This window comes from Telluria sp. RB2R28 (assembly GCF_059685835.1).
In genome coordinates this window covers 485,057-509,405 of the sequence record NZ_JCASIK010000002.1, presented here as the reverse complement: position 1 = coordinate 509,405, position 24,349 = coordinate 485,057, and the positions used below count along the sequence as shown (strand labels likewise).

Below are 24,349 nucleotides of genomic sequence, written 5' to 3'. Positions count from 1 at the left end.
GCCTTCGCCGGACATTCACCCGTTCGGAGCACCATCATGAAACACCGTTTGACACCGCCGCTGGCGGCGTTCGCCATGGCGTGCGCGCTGGCCTGCATTGGCCTGCCACCGGCAGCCCAGGCTGCGCCAATGGCCGCTGCCGTGGCCACCCCCACGCAGCCCCTGACGCTCGACGCCGCCATCGCGCTGGCCCTGCGTTTGAATCCGACGCTGCGCGCGGCCGGCCAAGAGGTCGCGGCGCAACAGGGCGCACTGGCCCAGGCCGGGGCGCGCCCCAATCCCGAACTCGAGCTGCTGCGCGAGGGCACGCGGGGCGACAACCGCACGACCACGGCGCTGTTGACCATTCCGGTGGAGCTGGGCGGCAAGCGCGCCGCGCGCATCGATGCGGCGCGCCAGGAAGGCCAGCTGGCGACGCTGGCGCTGAACGCCGAGCAGGCGCGCGTGCGCGCCGACGTCATTGCCGCGTTCCATGACGTCGCGGCCGCGCTGGCCCGCGAACGCATGGCGCAGGAACTGGTACATCTCGCGGGCCGCGCGCTGGATGCGGCCGGCAAGCGGGTCGATGCCGGCACCCTGTCGCCCGTCGAGCAGACCCTCGCCCGCGTGGCGCAGGGGGGAGCGCGCATCGAGGCGCTGCAGGCGGCGCGCGCGCTGGAGGCCGCGCGGATCCAGCTCGCCGCGCTGTGGGCGGGCGACGCGCGCGGGCTCGTGGTCGTCGAACCGGACGCGGTCACGCTGCCCACGTTGCCGCCGCTCGACCGGTTGCTGGCGCAACTGGATGCCGCACCCGGCATGCGCCAGGCTGGCGCGCACCTGAAGCATCGTCAGGCGCTGGCCCGGCTCGAACAGGCGCGCCGCACGCCGGACGTGAGCGTGATCGTCGGCGCCCAGCGCGAAGGGCCGGATGCCCGCAACCGTACCGTGCTGGGCCTGTCGGTGCCGCTGCCGCTGTTCAATCGCAACGACGGCGCCGTCCTCGATGCGCTGCGCCGCGTCGACAAGGCGCAGGACGAACAGGAGGCGCAAGCCACCCGCCTGCGCGCCGAACTGGGCCAGGCCCATGCGCGACTTGGCACGGCGCTGGCCGAATGCGCGCTGATCGCGACCGATATCCTGCCGGGGGCACAGGACGCGCAGCGCGCCGCCAGCCGCGGCTTCGAGCTTGGCAAGTTCGGCCTGATCGACGTGCTCGATGCCCAGCGCGTGCTGGCGCAATCTACCTACCAATACCTCAATGCCGTCGCCGAGAGCCATCGCGCGCAGGCCGATATCGCACGTCTGCTGGGACAGGCAGCCGTGCAGGAGAACCCATGAACAAGCAGCAAACCCGCATCATCGTCATCATGCTGGCCGTCGCGCTGGCGCTGGCCGCCTTTGTCATGCTGCGCGACCGCGCGCAGCCGGCAGGCGACGAGCATGACGAGCACACCGAACACGCCGGGGAAAAAGAAGAAGCGCACGCCGACGACGGCGTCATTCACTTCACACCGAACCAGATCACGGTGGCCGGCATCACGCTCGCCACGGCCGGCCCGAAGCACCTGGACACCTTCATCCGCATGCCGGGCCAGATCGCGCTGAACGAAGACCGCACCGCCCACGTCACGCCGCGCGCGGCCGGTTCGGTGCGCGATGTCAGCGCCGACCTGGGCCAGCAGGTGCGCAAGGACCAGGTACTGGCCAGCATCGCCAGCGCCGACATCGCCGGCCAGCGCGGCGCGCTGACGGCGGCGCAGAAGCGCGTCGACTACGCGCGCAGGATTGTTGCGACCGAGCGCACGCTGTGGGAAGAAAAGATCACGGCGCGCCAGGATCTGCTGAAAGCCGAGCAGGAACTGGTCGAGGCCGAAGTCGCGCGCGACACCGTCCGCCAGCAGTTGCAGGCGCTGGGCGCCGCCGGTGGCGGTGGCTCGAACCTGCTCGCCATCCGCGCCCCGTTCGACGGCATCATCGTCGAAAAGCACATCACGCTGGGCGAAGTGGTGGGCGCGGATACGCGCGTGTTCACGCTGACCGACCTGTCGACCGTGTGGGCCGACGTGGTGGTGCCGGCGCGCGACCTGGACATCGTCCGCGTCGGCACGAGCGCCGTGATCCGCTCGATCGCATCAAGCACGACGGCGCCCGGCAAGGTCAGTTTTGTCAGCTCGCTGGTGGGTGAGGCGTCGCGCTCGGCCAAGGCGCGCGTGGTGCTGGCCAATCCGGGCGCCGCCTGGCGGCCTGGCCTGGCCGTGAACGTCGACATCGTCACCGGTTCGAGCGACGTGCCGGTGGCCGTCGCGCGCGAAGCAATCCAGACGCTCGATGCGCGCCAGGTGGTCTACAAGCGCGTCAAGGAAGGCTTCGTCGCGCAACCCGTCAGCACGGGGCGCTCGGATGGCCGCTTCACCGAGATCACCGCGGGCCTGAGCGCGGGTGACGCTTACGCCGCCGGCGGCAGCTTCACGGTCAAGGCCGAACAGGGCAAGGGCGAGGCCAGCCATGAGCACTGACCTGCAAGCCGCTACCTGGTTCGACCGTCTCATTGCGCTCAGTATCGCGCGCCGCTGGCTGGTGCTGCTGGCCGTGCTGGCGATGGCCGCCATCGGCATCTATAACTATGGCCGCCTGCCGATCGACGCCGTGCCCGACGTGACCAACGTCCAGGTGCAGATCAACACGGCCGCGCCAGGCTACTCGCCGCTCGAGGTCGAGCAGCGCATCACCTACCCGGTCGAGGCGGTGCTGGCCGGGCTGCCGCATCTGGAAACCTACCGCTCGCTGTCGCGCTACGGCCTGTCGCAGGTGACGGTGGTGTTTGACGAGGGCACCGACATCCACTTCGCGCGCCAGCTCGTGAGCCAGCGCCTGCAGGATGCGCGCGAAAACCTGCCGGCCGGCGTGGTGCCGGCGCTGGGCCCGATCGCCACGGGCCTGAGTGAAATCTACCAGTGGACGGTCGAGAGCGAGCCGGGGGCGAAGAAGCCCGATGGCACGCCGTACACGCCGACCGACCTGCGCGAGATCCAGGACTGGATCATCAAGCCGCAACTGCGCACGGTGCCGGGCGTCACGGACATCAACTCCATCGGCGGCTTCGACAAGGAATACCTGGTGGCCCCGAACACGGCCACACTGTCGTCGTACGGACTGGAACTGATCGACATCGTGCACGCGCTCGAGCGCAATAACAGCAATGTCGGCGCCGGCTACATCGAGCGCGAGGGCGAGCAGTACCTGGTGCGCGCGCCGGGCCAGGCCGCGTCGATCGACGACATCGGCAATATCGTCGTCACCAGCGTCAACGGGATTCCCGTGCGCGTGCGCGACGTCGCCGAAGTGGGCATCGGGCGCGAGCTGCGCACCGGCGCGGCGACGGAGAACGGCGTCGAGGTGGTGCTGGGCACCGTCGTCATGCTGATCGGCGAGAACAGCCGCAAGGTCGCGCAGGCGGTCGATGCGCGCATGCTCGAGATCAACCGCAGCCTGCCCAAGGGCGTCAAGGCGGTCACGGTCTACGACCGCACGGTGCTGGTCGAAAAGGCGATTGCCACTGTACGCAAGAACCTCGTCGAGGGCGCGATTCTCGTCATTGCGGTGCTGTTTTTCTTTCTGGGTAACCTGCGCGCGGCGCTGCTGACCGCGCTGGTCATTCCGCTGGCGATGCTGTTTACGTTCTCCGGCATGGTGGCCGGCGGTGTCAGCGCCAACCTGCTCAGCCTGGGCGCGCTGGACTTTGGCATCATCGTCGACGGCGCCGTCGTCATTGTCGAGAACTGCGTGCGCCGGCTGGCCGGCGCCCAGCACCGGCTCGGGCGCCTCCTGAGCCGCGAAGAGCGCTTTGCCGAAGTCTTCGCCGCCGCGCGCGAAGCCAGGCGGCCCCTGATCTACGGGCAGTTGATCATCATGATCGTGTACCTGCCGATCTTTGCGCTCACCGGCATCGAGGGCAAGATGTTCCATCCGATGGCGTTCACGGTGGTGTTCGCGCTGCTGGGCGCGATGATCCTGTCGGTGACGTTCGTGCCGGCCGCCGTGGCGCTGTTCATCGGCCGCAAGGTCGCCGAAAAGGACAGCCGCGTCATGCTCGCCGCGCGCCGCTGGTACGCGCCGGCGCTCGACTACGCGCTGGCCAACCGCGCCGTGGTGCTGGTGTTTGCCGGCCTGGTGATCGCGCTGGCGGTGCTGATGGCCACGCGCCTGGGCACCGAATTTGCGCCCAATCTGGACGAAGGCGACATGGCCGTGCTGACGGTGCGTGTGCCGGGCACGAGCCTGACCCAGTCGGTGAAGATGCAGCAGCAGATCGAGACGACGCTGATGCGCGAGGTGCCCGAGATCGCGCGCGTGTTCGCCCGCATCGGCACAGCCGAAATCGCGTCCGACCCGATGCCGCCGAGCGTGGCCGACAGCTTCATCATCTTCAAGCCCGAATCCGCGTGGCCCAAGCCGAGGCGTTCGCGCGCCGCCGTACAAGGCGCGATCCGCACGGCGCTCGAACGCCTGCCCGGCAACAGCTACGAATTCAGCCAGCCTATCCAGTTGCGCGTGAATGAGCTGATCTCGGGCGTGCGCAGCGACGTCGCCGTCAAGCTGTTCGGCGACGACCTGGCCGTGCTGGAAGCAACCGCCGGCCAGATCGCGGCCAGCCTGCGCGCGGTGCCCGGTGCGAGCGAGGTCCAGGTCGAGGCGACGTCGGGCCTGCCGATTCTGCAGATCCGGGTCGACCGCGAACGCGCCGCGCGCATGGGCCTGAACATCGGCGACGTGCAGGAAATGATCGCGACCGCCACCGCCGGGCGCGTGGCCGGCACCCTGTTCGAGGGCGACCGCCGCTTCGACATCGTCGTGCGCCTGCCGGAAGACCTGCGCGCCGACATCGACGCCCTGCGCCGGCTGCCGGTGGCCTTGCCTGGCACGAAGGAGGGAGGGCACAGCTTCATCACGCTGGGCGAAATCGCCACCTTCGACGTCGCGCCGGGCCCGAACCAGCTCAGTCGCGAAGAAGGCAAGCGCCGTGTGGTCATTACCGCCAACGTGCGCGGGCGCGACATCGGCTCGTTCGTCGCGGCAGCGCAGGCGCGCATTGCGCAGGATGTGCGCATTGCGCCCGGCTACTGGACGGCCTGGGGCGGCCAGTTCGAGCACCTGACGGCCGCCGCCGAGCGCCTGCGCCTGATCGTGCCGGCCTCGCTGCTGCTGGTGTTCGTGCTGCTGTACCTGGTCTTCAACAACCTGCGCGACGGCCTGCTGGTGTTTACCGGGATTCCGTTCGCGCTGGCCGGCGGCGTGGCCGCGCTGTGGGCGCGCGGCATTCCGCTGTCGATGTCGGCGGCGGTGGGCTTCATCGCGCTCTCCGGTGTGGCGGTGCTCAATGGCCTGGTGCTGATCGCGTTCATCCGCAGCCTGCGCGAAGAGGGGATGGTGCTACCCGAGGCGGTGCGCGATGGCGCGCTGGCGCGACTGCGGCCGGTGCTGATGACGGCGCTGGTAGCGTCGCTCGGCTTCGTGCCAATGGCGCTGGCGACAGGCACCGGCGCCGAGGTCCAGCGCCCGCTGGCCACGGTGGTCATCGGCGGGGTCCTGTCGTCGACCGTGCTGACCCTGTTATTGCTGCCCGTGCTGTACGAATGGGCACATCGCGCAAGAGTGCGCGGGATGCGCAAAAATATCCTCTAGCCAACAGAACAACGCGGATTGTCTACATCGAAAATGGTATAGTTGGATTTTTACCAGCACTCTGCCACACCAGCCCGAAATCAGCGGGGCATTGTGCGGCGCCACCTACTATTTGAGGACACGACAGATGAGCATGAACGATTATGCGGACCGGATCAGCCAGGCGATTCTTGCAGAAGAATCAGGGATTGGCGCAGAATGGCTCGCCCAGCTGGAGTCGATCACGGTGCGCAGCAGCGGCGCGGCGCGCGAGCAGTTGCGCGCCCATTGCCAGCAGCTGCTCAAGGCGTTCGCTGTCGCGACCCGCAGCGGTGAACTCGAGAACATCGAGCACCGCTCGTGGGACGAAGTGCGCGACCTGCTCAGCGAAATCTCGGCCACCCGCGCCAAGGCCGGCTCCACCCCGGCCGAAACGGCAACGCTCGTGTTCTCGCTCAAGCAGCCGCTGTTCGCGCGCCTGCGCGACGTGTTCGAGACCGATGCCGATGGCCTGGCGATCGCCTCCTGGACCGTCAACACGCTGATCGACAAGCTGGGCCTGTACACGATCGAAGTCTTCCAGAAGACGAAAGACCAGATCATCGTGCGCCAGCAGCAAGAGCTGCTCGAGCTGTCCACGCCCGTGGTCAAGCTGTGGAACGGCATCCTGGCGCTGCCGCTGATCGGCACCCTCGATTCGGCCCGCACCCAGGTGGTGATGGAAAACATCCTGCAAAAGATCGTCGACACGGGCGCCATCATCGCGATCATCGACATCACCGGCGTGCCGACCGTCGACACGCTCGTCGCCCAGCACCTGATGAAGACCATCGCGGCCGCGCGCCTGATGGGCGCCGACTGCATCATCAGCGGCATCCGGCCACAGATCGCGCAAACCATCGTGCACCTGGGCGTGAACCTGGAAGACGTGATCACCAAGGCCACGCTGGCCGACGCCTTCCTGGTCGCGCTCGAGCGCACCGGCGCGTCGATCATGATCAAGAACGCAGCCTGAGGCGATTGCTATGGAACGTATCCCGATCCTGCGCATGGGCGACCTGTTGCTGGTGACGATCCAGGTCGACATGCATGACCGCCTGGCGATGCAACTGCAGGACGACCTGACCCAGCGCATCGTCAGCGACAGCGCCAAGGGCGTCCTGATTGACATCTCGGCGCTCGACCTGGTCGACTCCTTCATCGGCCGCATGATCAGCAACACCGCCGCCATGGCGCGCGTGCTCGACGCACGCACCGTGGTGGTGGGCATGCAACCGGCGGTGGCGATCACGCTCGTCGAACTCGGATTGACTCTGCATGGCGTTCAGACGGCGCTCAATGTCGAGAAGGGCATGGCCCTGCTCGGAAAGAGCTATCGGTAATGGTCGACGCGCAAACCCAGACGGTGCTGTTCGAGACACCGCTGCTGGAGCATCGCCGCGCGCAGCGTACCGGCCGCGTGACCTTGCGCCTGCGCTCGGATGAAGACGTGGTGGGCGTGCGCAAGCAGGTGCGCGAACGCGCAGTGGCGATCGGTCTCTCGCTGGTCGACCAGACCAAGCTGGTGACGGCGGCCAGTGAACTCGCACGCAATACCATCAAATACGGCGGCGGCGGCGAGGTGCATCTCGATGCCTTCGACGACGGCGCGCGCCTTGGCATCGGGCTGTTGTTCGTCGACGCCGGCCAGGGCATCCCGAATATCGAGAGCGCACTGCGTGACGGTTTCACCACTGGCGGCGGCCTGGGCCTCGGCCTGGGCGGCTCCAAGCGGCTGGTCGACGAGTTCGACATCGACAGCCGTCCGAAGGAGGGCACCGCGGTGCTGATTATCAAATGGAAACGCTGATCAGTTCTCAGTCGTCGCACTTCGTCTTCACCCTTACCCATGCCAGCGATGTCGCGGCCGTGCGCCGCGCCGGCCAGAAGGTGGCCGACTCGCTGGGCTTCAATGAAGTCAAGGCCGGCCAGCTGGCCCTGATCATCACCGAAGCGGCCACCAACATCCTCAAGCACGCCGGCGAAGGCGCGATGCACGTCGGTCCGGCGCAGTCGCCGGCCGGTATCGGCGTCGATGTGCTGGCGCTCGACAAGGGTCCCGGCATCGCCGACATCGACAACTGCCTCCTCGATGGCGTCTCGAGCGCCGGCACCGCGGGCACGGGCCTGGGCGCGCTGCTGCGCCTGTCCGACGAATTCGACGTCTACACGCGGCGCGGCGAGGGTACTGCATTCTTCATGCGCCTGTGGCGCGACGAGCCGGCCCCGCACCCTAGCGGCGTGGAGGTGGGCGCACTGTGGGCGCCGATCGCCGGCGAAGACGAATGCGGCGACGGCTGGGCCGTCTCGTGCGGCGACGATGGCGCCACCATCCTGGCATGCGATGGCCTGGGCCACGGCCCGAATGCGGCGGCAGCCACGAATGCGGCGATCGATGCGCTGGCCCAGCGCGGCCCGGTCGGCGCAGGCGAGATGGTGCACGCGGCGCACGAAGCATTGCGCGGTACGCGCGGCGCGGCCCTCGCGGCGGCGCGTATCGATTTCTACAAGGACGAACTGAGTTTCGCCGGTGTGGGCAATATCGCTGGCGTCGTGATCGACGACGACCGGCGCGCGCTGGTGTCGCACAACGGCATCGTCGGCGCCAATATGCGCAAGGTGCAGGAGTTCCCGGTGCCGTTCCCGCCCGGCGCGCTGTGCATCCTGTGCTCGGACGGCATCCAGACCCAGTGGGATCTGCACAAGTATCCGGGCCTGCACGGGCGCGCGCCGGCGCTGATCGCCGCGGTTCTGATGCGCGACTTCATTCGTGGCCGCGACGACGCGATGGTCGTTGTCGTGCGCCGGGTAGCAGGCCTCGCATGACATCCCTGCGCATCCTCAGCGTCGGCCTGGACAGCGAGCAGGATGTGGTGCTGGTACGCCAGCGTGCGCGCCAGATCTCGGCCATGCTGGGATTGTCGCAGCAGGACCAGGTGCGGGTCGGCACGGCGGTGTCCGAGGTGGCGCGCGGCGCCAGCTACCAGGGCCCCGGCGGGCGCGCCGTGTTCCAGCTGTGCGAACGCGACGGGCGCCAGCATCTCGAAGTCCTGGTCAGCGCCGGGCGGCCGCGCAATGGCCGCTCGAGCGACCCGACGTTCGGCGAAACAGGTCCCGAGTCGCTGCGCGAACTGGCGATCGTCACCGCGCATCGCCTGATGGACGCGTGCGAAGTCGACCCCGGCGAAACCGGCGCGGCCAACGTCACGGTGCGCAAGGCGCTGCCGGCGCACGAGCACATCACGCCGGCGCGGCTGGCTGAAATCGGCGCGCGCCTGGCCGACAGCCCGGACGCCAGTCCCCTGCACGAGCTGCAGATGCAGAACCAGGAGCTGCTGTCGACACTGGCCGAGCTGCGCGAACGCCAGGAAGACCTGATGTCGCTCACGCGCGAGCTGGAGGACACCAACCGCGGCATCGTGGCGCTGTATGCCGAGATCGAGGACAAGGCCGAGCGCCTGCGCCGCGCCGACGAGATGAAGTCGCGCTTCTTGTCCAACACGAGCCACGAACTGCGCACGCCGCTGTCGTCGATCCGCGCGCTGGCCCAGTTGCTGCTCAACCGGATGGATGGCGACCTGACCGAAGAGCAGGAGCGCCAGGTGAGCTTCATCGCCACCGCGGCCAACGATTTGTCCGAGCTGGTGAATGACTTGCTCGACCTGGCCAAGATCGAAGCGGGGCGCGTACAGGTACAGGTCGAACCGGTCGTGGTCGAGAACCTGTTCCGCGCGCTCAAGGGCATGCTGCGCCCGCTGGTGGACGAGGCGCGCGTCGAACTGGTGTTCGAGCCGTCCGGCGTGACCGAGCCACTGTATTCGGACGAAGGCAAGATCTCGCAGATCCTGCGCAACTTCATTTCGAACGCGCTGAAATTCACCGAGCAGGGCTCGGTGCTGGTGTTTGCCGCGCATGATCCCGAGGCAGACACCATTGCATTTGCCGTGGCCGATACCGGCATCGGCATCAGCCACGAGAACCTGCAACTCATTTTTGAAGAATTCAGCCAGATCGAGCATCCGCTGCAGCGGCGCAGCAAGGGCACCGGTCTCGGTCTGCCCCTGTGCCGCAAGCTGGCCGAACTGCTTGGCGGGCGGGTCGACGTGGCCAGCACCGTCGGTGTCGGTTCCACCTTCACCTTGACCCTGCCGCGCAGCCTGGCGCCGACGCCACCGGCATTTGATACCACAGGATCATGAACTCCCATCCGACCCAGATTCTCAACGTTGACGACAACGACGGCGCGCGCTACGCGAAGACCCGCATCCTGCAAAGCGCCGGCTTCGAGGTGCTGGAAGCGGCCAACGGCACCGACGCCCTGGAAATCGTGCGCAATACGTTGCCGGCGCTGGTGCTGCTCGACGTGAAGCTGCCCGACATCAACGGCATCGAAGTGTGCCGCCGCATCAAGGCCGAATCGGACAGCAGCACGGTGCTGGTGCTGCAGACGTCGGCCGCCCTGACGGGCCGCGCCGACAAGATCCGCGGCCTGGAAGGCGGCGCCGACAACTACCTGGCCGCGCCGATCGAGGCCGATGAACTGATCGCCAACGTCAACGCGCTGCTGCGCATGCGCCAGATCCAGGTCGACCTGCGTGACAGCGAAGAACGCTTCCGCCAGCTGACTGACAATATCGACGACGTGTTCTGGATGTTCTCGGTGCCGGCGCGCGAGGTCGTGTATGTCAGCCCGGCGTATGCCACCGTGTGGGGCCGCAGCGCCGAGGCACTAGGCCAGCAGCCCGACGACTGGCTCGCCGCCGTGCACCAGGACGACCGCGCGCGCATGGCGGCGCGCTGGGAGCGCGTGGCATTCGAAGCCCACTACGACGACGAGTTCCGCATCGCCGGCGCCGACGGCCAGGTGCGCTGGGTGCGTGACCGCGTGTTCCCGGTGCGCGACGCGCGCGGCCAGGTGGTGCGGGTAGCGCGCGTGACCAGCGACATCACGGGCCGGCGCGAGATGGAGGCGCTGCTGCGCGCCGCCGACAGCAACAAGAACCAGTTCCTGGCGACGCTGGCGCACGAGCTGCGCAATCCCCTGAGCCCGATCCGCAACGCGGCCGCGCTGCTGGGCGCCATCGGCGAAGGGGCCGCCGAGCGCCAGGCGCATGCACGCGACGTGATCACGCGCCAGGTCGATCACCTGGCGCACCTGGTGGACGACCTGCTCGACGTGGCCCGCATCTCCGAAGGAAAAATCGTGCTGCGCAACGAAGAAGTCGAGATCAGGGGCGTGATCGCCCAGGCCATCGAGACGGCGGCGCCTTTGATCAACGCGCGCAGGCACCGCCTGAGCGTCGAGCAGCCGGACCACCAGATCTGGGTCTCGGGCGACCCGGTGCGCCTGGCCCAGTCGGTCGGCAACCTGCTGCACAACGCGGCCAAGTTCACGCCGACCGGTGGCGAAATCCACCTGGCCGTGCGCGTTACCGACAGTGCGCGCGTGTGCATTTCGGTGCGTGACAACGGCATCGGCATCGCCAGGGACAACCTGCCGCGCATCTTCGGCATGTTCACCCAGGTCGAGGTCCCACCCGACCGCGCGCCGGAAGGCCTGGGCATCGGCCTGTCGCTGGTGTCGCACCTGCTCGAACTGCACGGCGGCCACCTGTCGGCGACCAGCGAAGGCATCGGCCTTGGCAGCACGTTTACCGTCGACCTGCCGCTGCTGCATGTCGGCGCCGGCGCGGATGATGCTTCAGCGCCGTCGTCCGCACCGGAGTCGCAGAGCAGCGGCATGCGCGTGCTGCTGGTGGACGACAACGTCGATGCGATGGAGATGATGGGCTTCCTGCTGGCCGAGATGGGCTACGAAGCGCACACCACGGCCGACGCCAACGAGATCGAAGAACTGGCCGCGCGCCACGAGCCGCACGTGATCGTGCTCGATATCGGCTTGCCCGGTGTGGATGGTTATCAGGTGGCGCGCCGCATTAAGAGCAATCCGCAACTAGCGCATATCCGCCTCGTGGCGCATACCGGTTACGGCTCGCCGGAAGACCGCCGCCGCGCGCACGAGGCCGGGTTCGATGCGCACCTGGTCAAGCCGGCCGAGTTGTCCGATCTGGAAGCGGCGCTGCGGGGCTAACCCGGTTCAGGCTCAGGCCAGCAGCGCCACGGCCTTCACCTGCGCCCACAACGAGCATCCCGGCGCGATCGCCAGTTCGCGCCGCGAACGCTCGGTGATCCGCGCCAGCAGCGCCGTGTCACCGACCAGCAGGCGCACCAGCACCTGGCCGGGCGTCCCGCTCGGACCCACCGCGTCGACCCGCGCCGGCAGGATGTTCGTGATGCTGCTGCCGCGTGGCCGTTCCAGCGCCAGGCTCACATCGCGTGCGTGAATGCGGCAGCGCACACGGGTGCCGACGCCGGCGTTACGCTGGCCCACCAGCAGCACGCCGCCGGCGAACGCCAGGTGCGACAGGCCATCGGCGTCGTGGGTCTGCAGCGTGGTCTCGATCATCACGCCGGCGTCGTCCTGAAAATTTGCCGCCAGGTCCAGCCGCGCGAGCGTCGCGGCCAACGGGCCGCTGGCCAGCACGCGGCCTTCTTCCAGCACCACCAGATGATCGGCCAGGCGCGCCACTTCGTCGGCCGCGTGGCTGACATACACGACCGGCAGCGCCAGTTCGTCGTGCAGGCGTTCGAGGTAGGGCAGGATCTCGAGTTTGCGCCGCATGTCGAGCGCGGCGAGCGGCTCGTCCATCAACAGCAGGCGGGGCGAGGCAAGCAGCGTGCGCGCGATGGCCGCGCGCTGGCGCTCGCCGCCGGACAGCGTGGCAGGACTGGCATCGAGCAGTCGTTCGATGCCGAGCAGTTCGGCCACCGCCATCAGGTCGAAGCGGCGCTCGGCGGGCTTGAGGCGCTTGCGTCCGAACTCAAGATTGGCGCGCACGGAAAGATGCGGGAACAGGCTCGCTTCCTGGAACACGTAGCCGATGCCGCGTTCGTGGGTCGGCACGAAGACCTTGCGCGCATCGTCCTGCCACACCTCATCGCCCAGCGCGACACGGGCGCCGGCCACGCGTTCCAGGCCCGCCAGCACGCGCAGCAGCGTGGTCTTGCCGGAGCCGGAGTGGCCGAACAGCGCGGTCACGCCGCGCCCGGGCAGGGCCAGGTCGACATCGAGCTTGAACGCGCCGCGGTCGATCCGGCATGCGAGCGAGATGGGCTTCATCGCTGCGTCCCCCGCATCGACTGCGGGTACAGCGTGTACAAGGTGAGCAGCACAACAAAGCTGAACACCAGCATGCCGCCGGCGAGCCAGTGGGCCTGCGCATATTCCATCGCTTCGACGTGGTCGTAGATCTGGGTGGAGACGACGCGCGTCTTGTCGGGGATGTTCCCGCCGATCATGAGTACGACGCCGAATTCGCCGATCGTGTGCGCAAAGCCGAGGATCGCACCGGTGACGAAGCCGGGGCGCGCCAGCGGCACGACCACCGACCAGAAGGTGTCCCACGGCCCGGCGCGCAGCGTGGCGGCCACTTCAAGCGGGCGTTCACCGATGGCCTCGAACGCATTCTGCAGGGGTTGCACGACGAACGGCAGCGAATAGAACACCGACGCGATCACGAGGCCTGTGAAGGTGAAGGCAAGCGTGCCCAGGCCCAGTGCGCCGGTGAGTTGCCCGAGCGGGCCGTTCGGCCCCATCGCCAGCAGCAGGTAGAAGCCGATCACGGTCGGGGGCAGCACGAGGGGCAGGGCGACGAGCGCGCCGACGACACGCTTGGCGCGCGAGCGGGTGCGCGCGAGCCACCATGCCAGCGGCGTGCCAAACAGCAGCAACAGCAGCGTGACGAGGGTCGCGAGCTTGAGCGTCAGCCAGATCGCGGCGAAGTCGGACGCGTCCAGCATGTGCCTAGACTTCGTAGCCGTAGGCGCGGATCAGCGCCCTGGCCTTGTCGCTGCGCAGATAGTCCAGCAGCGCCTGCGCGGCCGGGTTCCTGGCACCCTTGGTCAGCAGCGCGGCATCCTGGCGGATCGGCGCGTGCATCGTCGCGGGGACGATCCAGCCCGAGCCGGCCGTGAATTTGCCATCGCGCCAGACCTGCGCCTGCGCCACGAAGCCCAGTTCGGCGTTACCCGTGCTGGCAAACTGAAAGGCTTGCGCGATGTTTTCGCCCTGGACCAGGCGTGGTTGCAAATGCGCGGTCAAGCCCAGCTTGTCGATGACGGCGACTGCCGCCGCGCCGTACGGGGCCGTCTTCGGATTGGCGATGGCCAGGTGTTTGAAGTTGCCGGTCTTGAGCACGGCGCCAGCCGCATCGACGTAGTTGGTCCTGGCCGACCACAGCACGAGGCGGCCGACCGCGTAGGTGAAGCGGCTTTTGGCGACAGCATGGCCTTCGGCTGCCAGCCGCGCCGGCGTTTCGTCATCGGCCGACAGCAGCACCTCGAACGGCGCGCCGTTGCGGATCTGCGCATAGAATTTACCGGTGGCGCCACTCGCCAGGATGGCCTTGTGGCCCGTGTCTTTCTGGAATTGCGCGGCCAGCTTTTCCATCGGCCCGGCGAAATTGGCGGCCACCGCCACCTGGACTTCGCCAGCATGGGCCGTTCCCAGGCAGGTCACCACGGCAAGCACACTGGCAAAGAATTTCATGTCGTCCCCGAGTCGTAAAAAGCGTTATAGTCGAAAGTATATAACGGATTCTGGAGCGCACATGGATGACAGGCACATCGCTCTTGAGGGCACCGTCTGGATGACGGTCGGTGGCGAGCAGCTCGGCGGCACGAACCGGGTCGGCTTGCTGGCAGCCCTCGCGCAATGCGGTTCGATCACCGCGGCCGCGAAACAAGTTGGCCTGAGCTACAAGGCGGCGTGGGAAGCGATCGACACGATGAACAACCTGGCCGGCGAACCGCTCGTGCAGCGCTCGACCGGCGGCAAGGGCGGCGGCGGCACGCGGCTGACGGCGCGCGGCGCGCAACTGGTCGAGAACTTCACCATGGTCGAGCAACTGCACCATGATTTTCTGGAACGACTCAATCGGCAGGCAGAGGGCGTGGCCGACGATGTCGCACTGTTTTCGAGGTTCAGGATGCGAACGAGTGCACGTAATCAGTTCTTTGGCACCGTGACGCGCGTGGTGCCGGGTGCGGTCAATGACGAGATCGAACTTGCCATCGCCGGCGGGCAGAAGATCGTCGCCATCGTCACGCGCGAAAGCACTGACAACCTGGCGCTGGCGCCGGGCCGGCAAGTGTTTGCACTGATCAAGTCATCCTCGGTGATCGTGATGACGGCCGGCGAGGGCGTGCTGCTGTCGGCGCGTAACCAGCTGGCCGGTACCGTCGCGCGCCTGACGCGCGGCGCCGTCAATGCCGAGGTCGTGATTGCACTGGGCGGTGGCGGCACGGTCGCGGCGACCGTGACGGACGAGAGTGTCGATACGCTGGGGCTGGCGCAAGGGCTGGCTGCAACCGCCTTGTTCAAGGCGTCGAGCGTGATTCTCGGGGTGCCCGAATAAACGGTGGTAATGTATCTTTTTTCCCACCACTGAAAGGCGATCATGTTCAAGCGTATGGCGGCAGAGGCACTCGGCATCAGCGATATCGGCATCATTGTCGGCCCGGCCGACTACGGCAATGTCGATGCGGATGACTACCTGTTCACCGAAGACGGCGAACAGATCTTCTTTCTCATCAAGAGCAAGAAAGACGAATACTGCTTTACCAATCTTGGCCTGATCCATGTGGATGGCGACTCTGCCATTTCGTCGAAGCGCGCGATCAAGCGCTACGATTATGCGTCGCACCAGATCAGTGGCGTGACCATCGAAACCGCTGGCACGCTCGATATGGATATCGAGCTCAAATTCAATCTGGACGACACGAAGTTCTCCATCGACGTCAAGAAAGCGTTCATCGAACAGCTCAAGGACATTTATAAAGCCTTGATCTCGATCGGCAAGCGCCAGCAGCGCGATGCGGTTTGCCGCAACAATGCGCTGCGTACGCTGGACGCTACTGCATCGGTGCACAAGCTCAATATCGCGCCGGGCGCCGGTGGTCTCGTCAGCCAGTTCGATGAATTGCTGACGGCGTTGAATACTGCGATGCTCGATACCTATACCAAGCGCGATTTCAGCGACGTGTACACCAAGTACATTCACAACTGATCAGGGGGTGGTGGCGGGCCTGGAAGGCTCGCTACTGAACCATGGCGTATTCCACGGCGACGACAGTTCCGCAGGCTCAGGGCTGGGGCAGTTCGGGCCGTTTTGAGGCGTCTGCGACTTTTCCATACTGTCAGCCTGATATACCAAACTTAGCTTTCACGGAGTATGAATTTGAATATTGAAAAGAAATGGTGGTTTATTGGCATGGTCTCTTTTGCCACCGCGCTTACGTCAATTCCCTTGCTAATTGGCGCTGGCACGTGGCCTGTCACCGGCTTGGCTCAGGGGCTGGTTTTCCTCATGTGTTTTTACGCCCTCAACCGCCTTTTTTCCGCTATAGGTCGGTTTATTGTGATGTTCGCGTTTCCATCAAAAAATTGGCAATAGCTTAGCGATCATCAGCTTCGCATCTTCTGCAACTAGCGAAATTACCCCGTGATGATGGCAATTCAGAGACGCGCATGGCAGAGCCGCTGGTATCGAGCGTCACGCCGGCTATTGCCGGCCTCACGACCCGGTCCCGATCGAACCGATATCAGAATCAGGCGGCCGATGAACGCCGCCGCAAACCCGGGCCATCAGGCGCAGCGATGCCAGCAAGCTGTTGATGGAAGGATTCTCAGTCAGCTCCGGGACGCTCATCGTAGGTGAGGACGGCAGCATTTTCCTCGTCGATGATCAGTAGCCGCGGAGGCTGCGGCATACCCAGGTGCTCCGCCAGCGCCTGCTCGGCTTTGCCCAGATCCTGGCAGACGGGAGCAAGCCGGTCCTGGACGCGTTTTGCCAAGGTATCGAAGCGGGGCTGGCGCCGTCCCCTGGTCATGAATTTGTCGATAAATCGCATGGATCAACCTAGACGGTGAAATGGCAGCACCACGAACGCCAATGCCTGGGTGAGCAGCGATAGCAGGATCAGCCGCAAAGCCCATGTACGGCGGCGTGCGCTAATGGCATTGCCTTGAAGGTATTGCTCATACGCCACGGAATAGCTGGCAGCAAGCAGCGAGCGTACATGTTCTTCTTCCTGTTCGACACTGCGGCCGGTCGTATCGTCGACCAGGTCGATCAAGCGGGGCGGCTCGTGGTAGACAAAGAGCCATTCGGCCATCAGCACCTGCCAGGCCGACGCAAACAGGGCAAGCGCAGCGACGCCGCCAAGAAAGAAGATGAGAAGCGTGGGAACGTCACGCCACTGCTCCGGATTCACTTCGACCGACAGGCTGCTGAAGGCGAACACGGCGAAAGAAATGGAAGCAACCGGGGTGCTGAGACTACCGCGTATTTGTTCGCGACGGGAGCGCTCGCTCAGGAACAAAGCCTGAAGATGGTCGAGATGAAGTTGTGTAATTCGACGCATTGAAGCTCAGGTCCTTTCAGATATGTCCGTGTGCATGACAGAAGCGGGCGAACACGCGCCGGTTGACATCCGGGCCGTTGGTCTGGCTGGGCAACACCGACCGGCCTGTGCAATCCATATGGACTCTCGACCGCGGCCAGTCCAAGGTCATATGGTCCTTGTTTATCCCCGGTTGCCCGTCGATCAGCATGCCAACAATTCTAATGGCTGCCTGCTCATCGGGGCCTCACGATTCCGGGTGGAACATTCAAATGCTGGCTGGGATCGTACCGATGTCGGACGTCGTGCTGCAGGGTGTGACGCACTCGCCTGTCGCTCCATCGACCAATCATGCCGTCAGCAACGGCGGCGTGCCACCGCCCTGGAGACGGCAGGAGCACGGGAGAGGCCGGCTGCGGCAACAGCTGGGCGCCATGCCGTGCTACACGACTTTTACACGCCCCGTATCGCGCCACGGTCACGCCTTTGTTTTGGAGATGCGACCGCCATTTTCCGCCCGGCAAGCGAGCGCTGCTGTTCCGAATCGCGTGCGAGGATCCATTCCCTCTACGCGAAAGGAATCCTCATGAAGCACGATCAGCCGCCGCGCCGCGATTTTCTGCGCTATGTCGGTACCATGGCCGCCCTGTCCACGCCGGCGCTGCAGGCCGCGGCCAGCGAACAGAACCGGGTCAGCTTTCCGCCCATCTTCGACAAGTCCGAAAAGCCCGAGAAGACCGAGCCGCCGGCCGATTCGTGGGATGAGCGCATAGGCGTTGCCGTGGTGGGCCTGGGCCGTATCGCCATCGACGAGATGCTGCCGGCCTTCCAGCGAAGCAAGCATGCCAAGGTCGTGGCGCTGGTCACGGGGGACCGCGACAAAGGGCTGAAGGTCGCCCGCCAGTACAACATTCCCGAGAGCGCAGTGCTCGACTACAAGGATTACGACAAGCTGGCCCAGATGCCGGACGTGAAAAGCGTCTACATCGCGCTGCCCAACCATCTGCATCTGGAGTACACGGTGCGCGCGGCGCGTGCCGGCAAACACGTGCTGTGCGAAAAGCCGATGGCCAACAGCGCCGCCGAGTGCCGCCAGATGATCGAGGCTTGCCGCAAGGCCGGGCGCCAGTTGATGATCGCCTACCGCAGCCAGTACGAAGCGCTCGATCGCACGCTGATTAAAATGGTTCGCGAGAAGAAGCTGGGCGCGCTGAAGGAATTCAACTCGGTCAACTCACAAAATATGGGCGACCCGCAGCACTGGCGCCTCAAGAAGGCGATGGCGGGTGGCGGCGCGCTGCCGGACATCGGCATCTATTGCATCAATGCCGCACGCTTTCTCAGCGGCGAAGAACCGACCGAGGTATTCGGCAGCATCTGGTCGACACCAGGCGATGCGCGTTTTCGCGAAGTCGAGGAATCGTGCCAGTTCGTCCTGCGCTTTCCCAGCGGGTTTTCGGCCACCTGCAGCACCAACTATTCGGCGCACAAGTCGCAGATGTTCCGCCTGAACGGCTTTGAGGCGTGGGCCGACATGGATCCTGCCTACGCCTATCACGGCAACAAGCTGCGGATCACGCGCGTGGTCGACGGCAAGGACCAGACCACCGAGATCCCGGCCGGCAAGACCAACCAGTTCACGCTGATGATCGACCACTTTGCCAGCTGCATCCAGCAAAACAAGGACGTGCACACGCCGGGCGAGGAGGGGTTGCAGGACCAGCGCATCATGGATGCGATCTACGAATCGGCGCGTAGCGGTCGGGTGGTCAAGCTCAAGCCGCCGACGGGCAAGACGCGCGGACCGGAGCCGGAGAGCGCCGATTAACACGCTGTTTTGAAAGAGATGCTGAGATGAACAAACACCATCGCAACCTGCTGCTCGCAGGCGCCCTTGGCGTGGCTGGCGGCCTGGTTGCCACCAGATTGATGACGCGCTCACGCGGCGCTGTAGACGTCCGCGAGGGCGAGCTGCCGACTGCCGGCGTGCTCGACACGCTGGCCCTGGCCGTGGACGTGCTGGCCCCGACGTTTGCCAAGGGCGTGATCATCCGCCGCCCGGCCGTGGTGGCGCTGGCCGAACGGCTGGAGCTCGACCGGCGCGCGATCGGGCGCATGCAAAAGCTGCGCAACAAATATGGCAGCGGCCCGCTGATGCTGCCACTGCCGATCCGCAAGCAGGCGGTCATCCTGACGCCCGAACACGCGCGGCGCGTGCTGGACGAGTCGCCCGAGCCGTTTTCCGCCGCTAGCAGCGAAAAGCGCGCGGCGTTGTCGCATTTTGAACCGCACGGTTCGCTGATCTCGCAATGTCCCGAGCGTACTGCACGGCGCCGCTTCAACGAGGACGTGCTCGAGCATGAGCGCGCGGTGCACCACATGGTCGATAAATTCCTGCCGGTGGTCGACGACGAAGCAGGGCGCCTGCTGGCCAAGGCCCGTACCCAGGGCGAGCTCGACTGGGACAACTTCAACGCCGGCTGGACGCGCATGGTGCGGCGCGTCGTGTTCGGCGACGCTGCTGCCGGCGACCAGACCATCAGCGACATGATCATCGAGCTGCGCAAGGCCGCCGACTGGGCCTTCATGCATCCGAAGAAGACCGGCCTGCGGTCGCGCTTCCTGGCGCGCATCCAGGATTATCTCGACCGGGCCGAGCCGGGCAGCCTGGCGGCGGTTGCAGCCAGCGTGCCCCAGAGCGCCGACACGATGGCCAACCACCAGGTGCCGCAGTGGTTGTTCGCGTTCGACGCCGCCGGCATGGCCACCTTCCGCGCGCTGGCGCTGCTGGCAGCGCATCCCGATGGGGCAGCACGCGCCCGCGCCGAGCTGCGCAGCCATCCCGGCATCGACCGCCAGTACCTGCCATTTTTGCGCTCGACTGTGCTGGAGTCGCTGCGCCTTTGGCCGACGACGCCGGCGATCCTGCGCCAGAGCACGCGCGAGACGCAGTGGGAAGGGGGCACGATGCCGGAGGGCACGGGCATCCTGCTGTTCACGCCGTTCTTCCACCGCGACGACGGGCGCATGGCGTGCGCCGACCGCTTTGCGCCCGAGTTGTGGCTGAAGGATGACAAGGTACGCGATGTGCAGGACCGCGACTGGCCGCTGGTGCCGTTCAGCAGCGGGCCGGTGATGTGCCCGGCGCGCAATCTGGTGCTGATGCTGACCAGCGTGATGCTCGGCGCGCTGATTGGCGAGGATGACGGTATCCACGGGCTGACGCCGTCGCAGCAGGGGCGGCTAAATCCGGCCCGGTTACCTGGGACGCTGGACAACTACAGCTTGCGCTTTGTGCTCCGGGCAGATCGCGACGTTGGTACCACCAGATCGTTTGATTGAGCCAGTCAGCAGCCGCTTCCTCCTTGTCGATGCAGCCCCCCGATTCTGTACGGCGGCCTGCAAGCGTGCGGCTGGTGTGTCCATGCTATGTTGGGTTCCCATTTCCTTCCGGAGTACAAGCACCATGATGTTCAATCTTAAATTTCTTGAGAATAACGTCGCGATCGACCAGGACACCTGGACCGCATTGGCGACGACAGGCAGTGATGCATCGCTGGACAACGTGCGGGCGGCCATTCTCGGCGTGCTGGAAAGCGGCGGGACCTTCACGGTAGAAGACAGCAACGACCAGGTCGTACGGCGCGTCGAAACGTCAGCCGAGTTCGAGGGCTATATGCAGGAAATCGCGATGCAGCGCGACCAGTTCCAGCAGGAGCAGGCATAGGGTTCCATGCCGCCCGGTTCTTGATTTACCCTCGATTTGCCGGGTAATCGTGCGCGGCAGCATGCAGGTAGAATGAATCGGAACTGCCTCTTCCCAACTCTTGAAGCGAGTCACGATGTCATTTTCACGCACCTTCCGCCACACCATTCTTGCCGCCAGCCTGCTGGCCGGCCTGTCCCAGGCAGGCGCGCACGCCGCGTCGCTTCCGGCGCCATTCGACACCCAGCTGGCCGCCGACTTTCCCAAGCTCGAAGCCTTCTATCGTGACTTGCACGCCAATCCCGAACTCGGCTTCGCGGAACACAAGACCGCGGCCAAGCTGGCCGAACGGGCCAAGGCGCTCGGCTTCGAGGTGACCACCGGCGTCGGCGGCACCGGCGTCGTGGCGATCCTCAAGAATGGTCCGGGGCCGACCGTGATGCTGCGCACCGAGATGGATGCGCTGCCGGTGCTGGAAAAGACCGGCCTGCCGTTTGCCAGCAAGGTAACGACGAAAAATGCCGCCGGCGATACCGTGCCGGTGGCACATGCCTGCGGCCACGACCTGCACATGGCTGCCTGGTATGGCACGGCAAAACTCATGGCGGAGAACCGCAAGGCCTGGAGCGGCACCCTGATGCTGATCGGCCAGCCGTCCGAAGAAGCGTTGACAGGCGCCGCCGCCATGCTCAAGGACGGCCTCTTCACGCGCTTCCCGAAACCGGATTACGCGCTGTCGATGCACGACGACGCGTCGATGGCATCGGGCACGGTCATGTGGCACGCCGGGCCGTTCCGCGCGTCGGCCGACACCGTCACCATCACGATGTTCGGGCAGGGCGGCCATGGCGCCGTGCCGCACGAGACGCGCGACCCGGTGGTGATGGCGGCGCGGCTGGTGATGGCGCTGCAGACCCTGATCTCGCGCGAAAACAATCCGCTCGACCCGGTCGTGATCACGGTCGGCAGCATCCAGGGCGGCACCCAGGCCAATATCGTCCCGGATCAGGTCAAGCTGGCGCTGACGGTGCGTACCTTCCGGCCCGAAGTGCGCCAGCGCGTGCTGGCCAGCATCGCCCGCGAAGCCAAGGGTGAGGCACTCGCCGCCGGCGCGCCGAAGGAGCCGCTGGTGGAAGTCAAGACCGGCACTGATTCGGTGGTCAACGATCCGCAGCTGGTGGCGCGCGCCGTCAAGGCGGTCGAGCAGGCCGTCGGCCCTGATTTTGTGAAAGAAATGCCGGCCAAGATGACGTCCGAGGACTTCGCCATGTACGGCCAGCAGCCTGGCGTCAAGGCGCTGCTGCTGCACGTGGGCGCGGTCGATGCCGGCCGCCTCGAAGCAGCGAAGAAGGCAGGAAAACCCTTGCCGGGAACCCATTCGCCGCAATGGGCGCCGGATCTGAAGCCGACGCTCACCAATACCATCAAGGCCGAGACGGCGATCCTGCTCGACCTGATGGCGCCACAGCGCTAAGCGCATCATCATAAGGCCCGTCATGCATTTTCTTGTCATCGCTGCTGCGTCCTCGCTCGCTCTTGCCGCCGTACCCCTTGCCCAGGCCCAGCCTGCAGGCAAGGTTGTGCAAGTCAAAATCGGTACGGTGTCGCCACTGTCCGGCCCCAGCGCGCATGCGGGCAAGGACATCGAAAACGGTGCCCGCATGGCGATCGATGAACTCAACGCGAAGGGCATCGTGCTTGGTGGCAGCAAGGTCCAATGGGTCTTGCAGCCCGAGGACGACGGCGCCGATCCTCGCACCGGCACAACGGTCGCGCAGAAGCTGGTCGATGCGAAGGTGGCGGCTGTCGTGGGGCACCTCAATTCGGGCACGACTGTACCGGCCTCGAAGATCTACGCCAACGCCGGCATCCCGCAGATTTCGCCGGCGGCCACGACGCCCGTCTACACCAATCAGGGTTTCAAGACGGCGTTTCGCGTCGTCGCCAACGACAACCTGATCGGCCGCACGCTGGCCACGTACACGCTCGGCACCCTGAAGGCAAAGAAGATTGCCGTGATCGACGACCGCACCGCCTTCGGCCAGGGGCTGGCGGACGAATTCGTCAAGGGCGTCAAGAAAGCGGGGGCGGGCACAAGCGTGGTCAGCCGCCAGTTCACCAGCGACAAGGCAACCGATTTCAGCGCCATCCTGACCCAGATCCGCGCGCGCGATCCGGACGTGATTTTTTATGGCGGCATGGATGCGGTGGCCGGGCCGATGCTCAAGCAGATGAAGGCGCTCGGGCTGCGCGCCAAGCTCATTTCGGGCGACGGCGTCTGCTCGGAAAAAATGCCGCTGCTGGCCGGCGACGCGCTGGTCGACGACAAGGTGTACTGCGTCGTAGCGGGCGGCGTTGGCGCTGCGCAGGAAGCTGGCCTGAATGCATTCACACAGCGTTACCAGCAGCGCTACAAGATCCCGCTGCAGACGTATGCGCCCTATGCCTACGATGCGGTGATGGTGTTCGCGAAAGCGATGCAGACGGCAAACTCGAGCGATCCAGCCAGATTCCTGCCGGTGTTGGCCGCCGTCAGGCACGAGGGTGTTACTGGCAGCATCGCCTTCGATCAGAAGGGCGATTTGCGTGACGCCGCGATGACGATCTATACCTTCCGCAAAGGCAAGAAGGTCAGGCTGGCGGTGCTGCGCTGACGTGCAGGACCCGACGTGAATGGCATTGCCTTGACTGATTCTGAATGCTAGCGAGATGAACGTTATCTGACGGTTTTCTTTACACCGAGCAAGTCCTTTTTATGACCTAAAGTTACAAGGCACTGATTACAAGAGATAATTATTTTTGGCATGGATATTGCTCCTAGATAGAAAACCATACTAGGGGGTCAAAATGTTCAAGACAATCAAAAAAGTCGGTACAGCACTCACACTGCGGGGCCTGGTCGCATCGTCGCTGTTTTTCGCAGCCCCGGTTGCAATGGCCGACGTCATCTTGCATTACTCGCTGAGCGGCGTCGCGATGGAAGGCGGGGGTATGATGACGGGATCGTTTGACTGGAATGCCTCTACATCACGGCCGCTCAACTACAACATTACAGCTCCAACCAATAGCTATGGGCCTGCCACGAATTTTAATACCGACAATTCGTTCTATCTTGGCCCCGCATTTTTGGGCATCGGAAACGCGCCCGCGGATTCAGGCTTCGTCATTAATCTGAACAGTTTTCAGGGGTACGTGAATTTAATTTTTGATCGCTCTCTCGCCAACGGCGGAACCGTCGAAATTACAACGTCAGCCGAACGTTTCGAATCCTTTTTCTCGCATAATGATTTTACTGGCGACAGGGTAGTCGCAGGTGTCGTTACGGCCGCAGGCGGCGTGCCCGTGCCCGAGCCAGCAACACTCGCGTTATTTGCACTCGGCCTGCTGCCTTTGGCTGCTCGCCGGCGCCGGGCGGCCCCGATGGCGCTGTAACGCGCATTTCTCCGATGGCGTGGCCAGCTGCGCGCCATGATTCATTGCGTTTCTTAATGATAAGAGCAG

The 24,349-nt window shown here is 65.4% G+C and carries 23 protein-coding genes; 18 read left to right on the top strand and 5 right to left on the bottom strand.

The annotated features are described in order from the left end of the window. The first annotated feature begins 36 nt into the window (after positions 1–36). The 9 genes from AC56LV_RS09855 (at position 37) to AC56LV_RS09815 (ending at position 11,770) form a co-directional block, all read left to right on the top strand. The gene (locus AC56LV_RS09855) at positions 37–1,317 is read left to right on the top strand and encodes a TolC family protein (protein ID WP_499557260.1); all 1,281 of its coding nucleotides are present in this window, start codon (positions 37–39) and stop codon (positions 1,315–1,317) included. Further along, the gene (locus tag AC56LV_RS09850) at positions 1,314–2,495 is read left to right on the top strand and encodes an efflux RND transporter periplasmic adaptor subunit (protein ID WP_499557258.1); all 1,182 of its coding nucleotides are present in this window, start codon (positions 1,314–1,316) and stop codon (positions 2,493–2,495) included. Before AC56LV_RS09855 ends, AC56LV_RS09850 begins: the two co-directional genes overlap by 4 nt. Next, complete coding sequence (locus tag AC56LV_RS09845) at positions 2,485–5,661, top strand: efflux RND transporter permease subunit (RefSeq protein ID WP_499557256.1); 3,177 nt, start codon at positions 2,485–2,487, stop codon at positions 5,659–5,661. The genes AC56LV_RS09850 and AC56LV_RS09845 overlap by 11 nt, the downstream gene beginning before the upstream one ends. A gap of 127 nt (positions 5,662–5,788) precedes the next feature. Then, a complete protein-coding gene (locus AC56LV_RS09840; protein WP_183555343.1) occupies positions 5,789–6,655 on the top strand; it encodes an STAS domain-containing protein in 867 nt (288 codons plus the stop codon). A 10-nt stretch (positions 6,656–6,665) separates the two neighbouring features. Continuing rightward, on the top strand, positions 6,666–7,022 hold the full coding sequence (locus AC56LV_RS09835) for an STAS domain-containing protein (protein WP_183555342.1): 357 nt from the start codon (positions 6,666–6,668) through the stop codon (positions 7,020–7,022). Then, positions 7,022–7,489 carry an anti-sigma regulatory factor gene (locus tag AC56LV_RS09830; RefSeq protein ID WP_332531010.1) on the top strand — a complete coding sequence of 156 codons (468 nt, stop codon included), beginning with the start codon at positions 7,022–7,024 and terminating at the stop codon, positions 7,487–7,489. The genes AC56LV_RS09835 and AC56LV_RS09830 overlap by 1 nt, the downstream gene beginning before the upstream one ends. After that, a complete protein-coding gene (locus tag AC56LV_RS09825) occupies positions 7,477–8,505 on the top strand; it encodes an ATP-binding SpoIIE family protein phosphatase (protein WP_499557254.1) in 1,029 nt (342 codons plus the stop codon). Before AC56LV_RS09830 ends, AC56LV_RS09825 begins: the two co-directional genes overlap by 13 nt. Further along, positions 8,502–9,878 carry an ATP-binding protein gene (locus tag AC56LV_RS09820; RefSeq protein ID WP_499557252.1) on the top strand — a complete coding sequence of 459 codons (1,377 nt, stop codon included), beginning with the start codon at positions 8,502–8,504 and terminating at the stop codon, positions 9,876–9,878. Before AC56LV_RS09825 ends, AC56LV_RS09820 begins: the two co-directional genes overlap by 4 nt. After that, positions 9,875–11,770, top strand: coding sequence for an ATP-binding response regulator (locus tag AC56LV_RS09815; protein ID WP_499557250.1), 1,896 nt, complete (start codon positions 9,875–9,877; stop codon positions 11,768–11,770). The genes AC56LV_RS09820 and AC56LV_RS09815 overlap by 4 nt, the downstream gene beginning before the upstream one ends. A 12-nt stretch (positions 11,771–11,782) precedes the next feature. Here AC56LV_RS09815 and modC read toward each other — a convergent pair whose 3' ends face one another. The 3 genes from modC to modA are packed head-to-tail and all read right to left on the bottom strand — an operon-like array spanning position 11,783 to position 14,287. Next, positions 11,783–12,859 carry a molybdenum ABC transporter ATP-binding protein gene (gene modC / locus AC56LV_RS09810; protein WP_499557248.1) on the bottom strand — a complete coding sequence of 359 codons (1,077 nt, stop codon included), beginning with the start codon at positions 12,857–12,859 and terminating at the stop codon, positions 11,783–11,785. Further along, positions 12,856–13,539 (bottom strand): molybdate ABC transporter permease subunit, encoded by a 684-nt coding sequence (gene modB, locus AC56LV_RS09805; RefSeq protein WP_258834921.1) that lies wholly within the window; start codon positions 13,537–13,539, stop codon positions 12,856–12,858. Before modB ends, modC begins: the two co-directional genes overlap by 4 nt. Before the next feature lie 4 nt (positions 13,540–13,543). Continuing rightward, positions 13,544–14,287, bottom strand: a complete 744-nt coding sequence (modA, locus tag AC56LV_RS09800) for a molybdate ABC transporter substrate-binding protein (RefSeq protein ID WP_499557246.1) — start codon at positions 14,285–14,287, stop codon at positions 13,544–13,546. A 61-nt stretch (positions 14,288–14,348) separates the two neighbouring features. Here modA and AC56LV_RS09795 point away from each other — a divergent pair, with 61 nt between their 5' ends. From AC56LV_RS09795 to AC56LV_RS09785, 3 genes are all read left to right on the top strand, one after another. Continuing rightward, on the top strand, positions 14,349–15,155 hold the full coding sequence (locus AC56LV_RS09795) for a TOBE domain-containing protein (RefSeq protein ID WP_499557244.1): 807 nt from the start codon (positions 14,349–14,351) through the stop codon (positions 15,153–15,155). Between the two features lie 42 nt (positions 15,156–15,197). Then, complete coding sequence (locus AC56LV_RS09790; protein ID WP_499503108.1) at positions 15,198–15,806, top strand: PH domain-containing protein; 609 nt, start codon at positions 15,198–15,200, stop codon at positions 15,804–15,806. A gap of 171 nt (positions 15,807–15,977) precedes the next feature. Beyond that, entirely contained in the window at positions 15,978–16,193 is a 216-nt protein-coding gene (locus tag AC56LV_RS09785; RefSeq protein ID WP_499557242.1) for a hypothetical protein, read from the top strand. A gap of 232 nt (positions 16,194–16,425) precedes the next feature. Here AC56LV_RS09785 and AC56LV_RS09780 read toward each other — a convergent pair whose 3' ends face one another. Together AC56LV_RS09780 and AC56LV_RS09775 are read right to left on the bottom strand one after the other, a co-directional pair. Next, entirely contained in the window at positions 16,426–16,650 is a 225-nt protein-coding gene (locus tag AC56LV_RS09780; RefSeq protein WP_499557240.1) for a hypothetical protein, read from the bottom strand. 3 nt (positions 16,651–16,653) lie between these two features. Continuing rightward, a complete protein-coding gene (locus AC56LV_RS09775; RefSeq protein WP_499557238.1) occupies positions 16,654–17,163 on the bottom strand; it encodes a hypothetical protein in 510 nt (169 codons plus the stop codon). 565 nt (positions 17,164–17,728) lie between these two features. Between AC56LV_RS09775 and AC56LV_RS09770 the strand changes: the two genes are divergently transcribed. From AC56LV_RS09770 to AC56LV_RS09745, 6 genes are all read left to right on the top strand, one after another. After that, positions 17,729–18,970, top strand: a complete 1,242-nt coding sequence (locus tag AC56LV_RS09770) for a Gfo/Idh/MocA family protein (protein ID WP_499557236.1) — start codon at positions 17,729–17,731, stop codon at positions 18,968–18,970. 26 nt (positions 18,971–18,996) lie between these two features. Then, a complete protein-coding gene (locus AC56LV_RS09765) occupies positions 18,997–20,484 on the top strand; it encodes a cytochrome P450 (protein ID WP_499557234.1) in 1,488 nt (495 codons plus the stop codon). A gap of 124 nt (positions 20,485–20,608) precedes the next feature. Beyond that, a complete protein-coding gene (locus tag AC56LV_RS09760) occupies positions 20,609–20,869 on the top strand; it encodes a hypothetical protein (protein ID WP_499557232.1) in 261 nt (86 codons plus the stop codon). A gap of 115 nt (positions 20,870–20,984) precedes the next feature. Next, positions 20,985–22,322: an amidohydrolase gene (locus tag AC56LV_RS09755; protein WP_499557230.1), complete on the top strand. Its 1,338-nt coding sequence runs from the start codon at positions 20,985–20,987 to the stop codon at positions 22,320–22,322. A 22-nt stretch (positions 22,323–22,344) separates the two neighbouring features. Next, positions 22,345–23,502, top strand: coding sequence for a branched-chain amino acid ABC transporter substrate-binding protein (locus AC56LV_RS09750; protein WP_499557228.1), 1,158 nt, complete (start codon positions 22,345–22,347; stop codon positions 23,500–23,502). Between the two features lie 193 nt (positions 23,503–23,695). After that, positions 23,696–24,280 carry a PEP-CTERM sorting domain-containing protein gene (locus AC56LV_RS09745; RefSeq protein WP_499557226.1) on the top strand — a complete coding sequence of 195 codons (585 nt, stop codon included), beginning with the start codon at positions 23,696–23,698 and terminating at the stop codon, positions 24,278–24,280. Positions 24,281–24,349 lie beyond the last annotated feature (69 nt).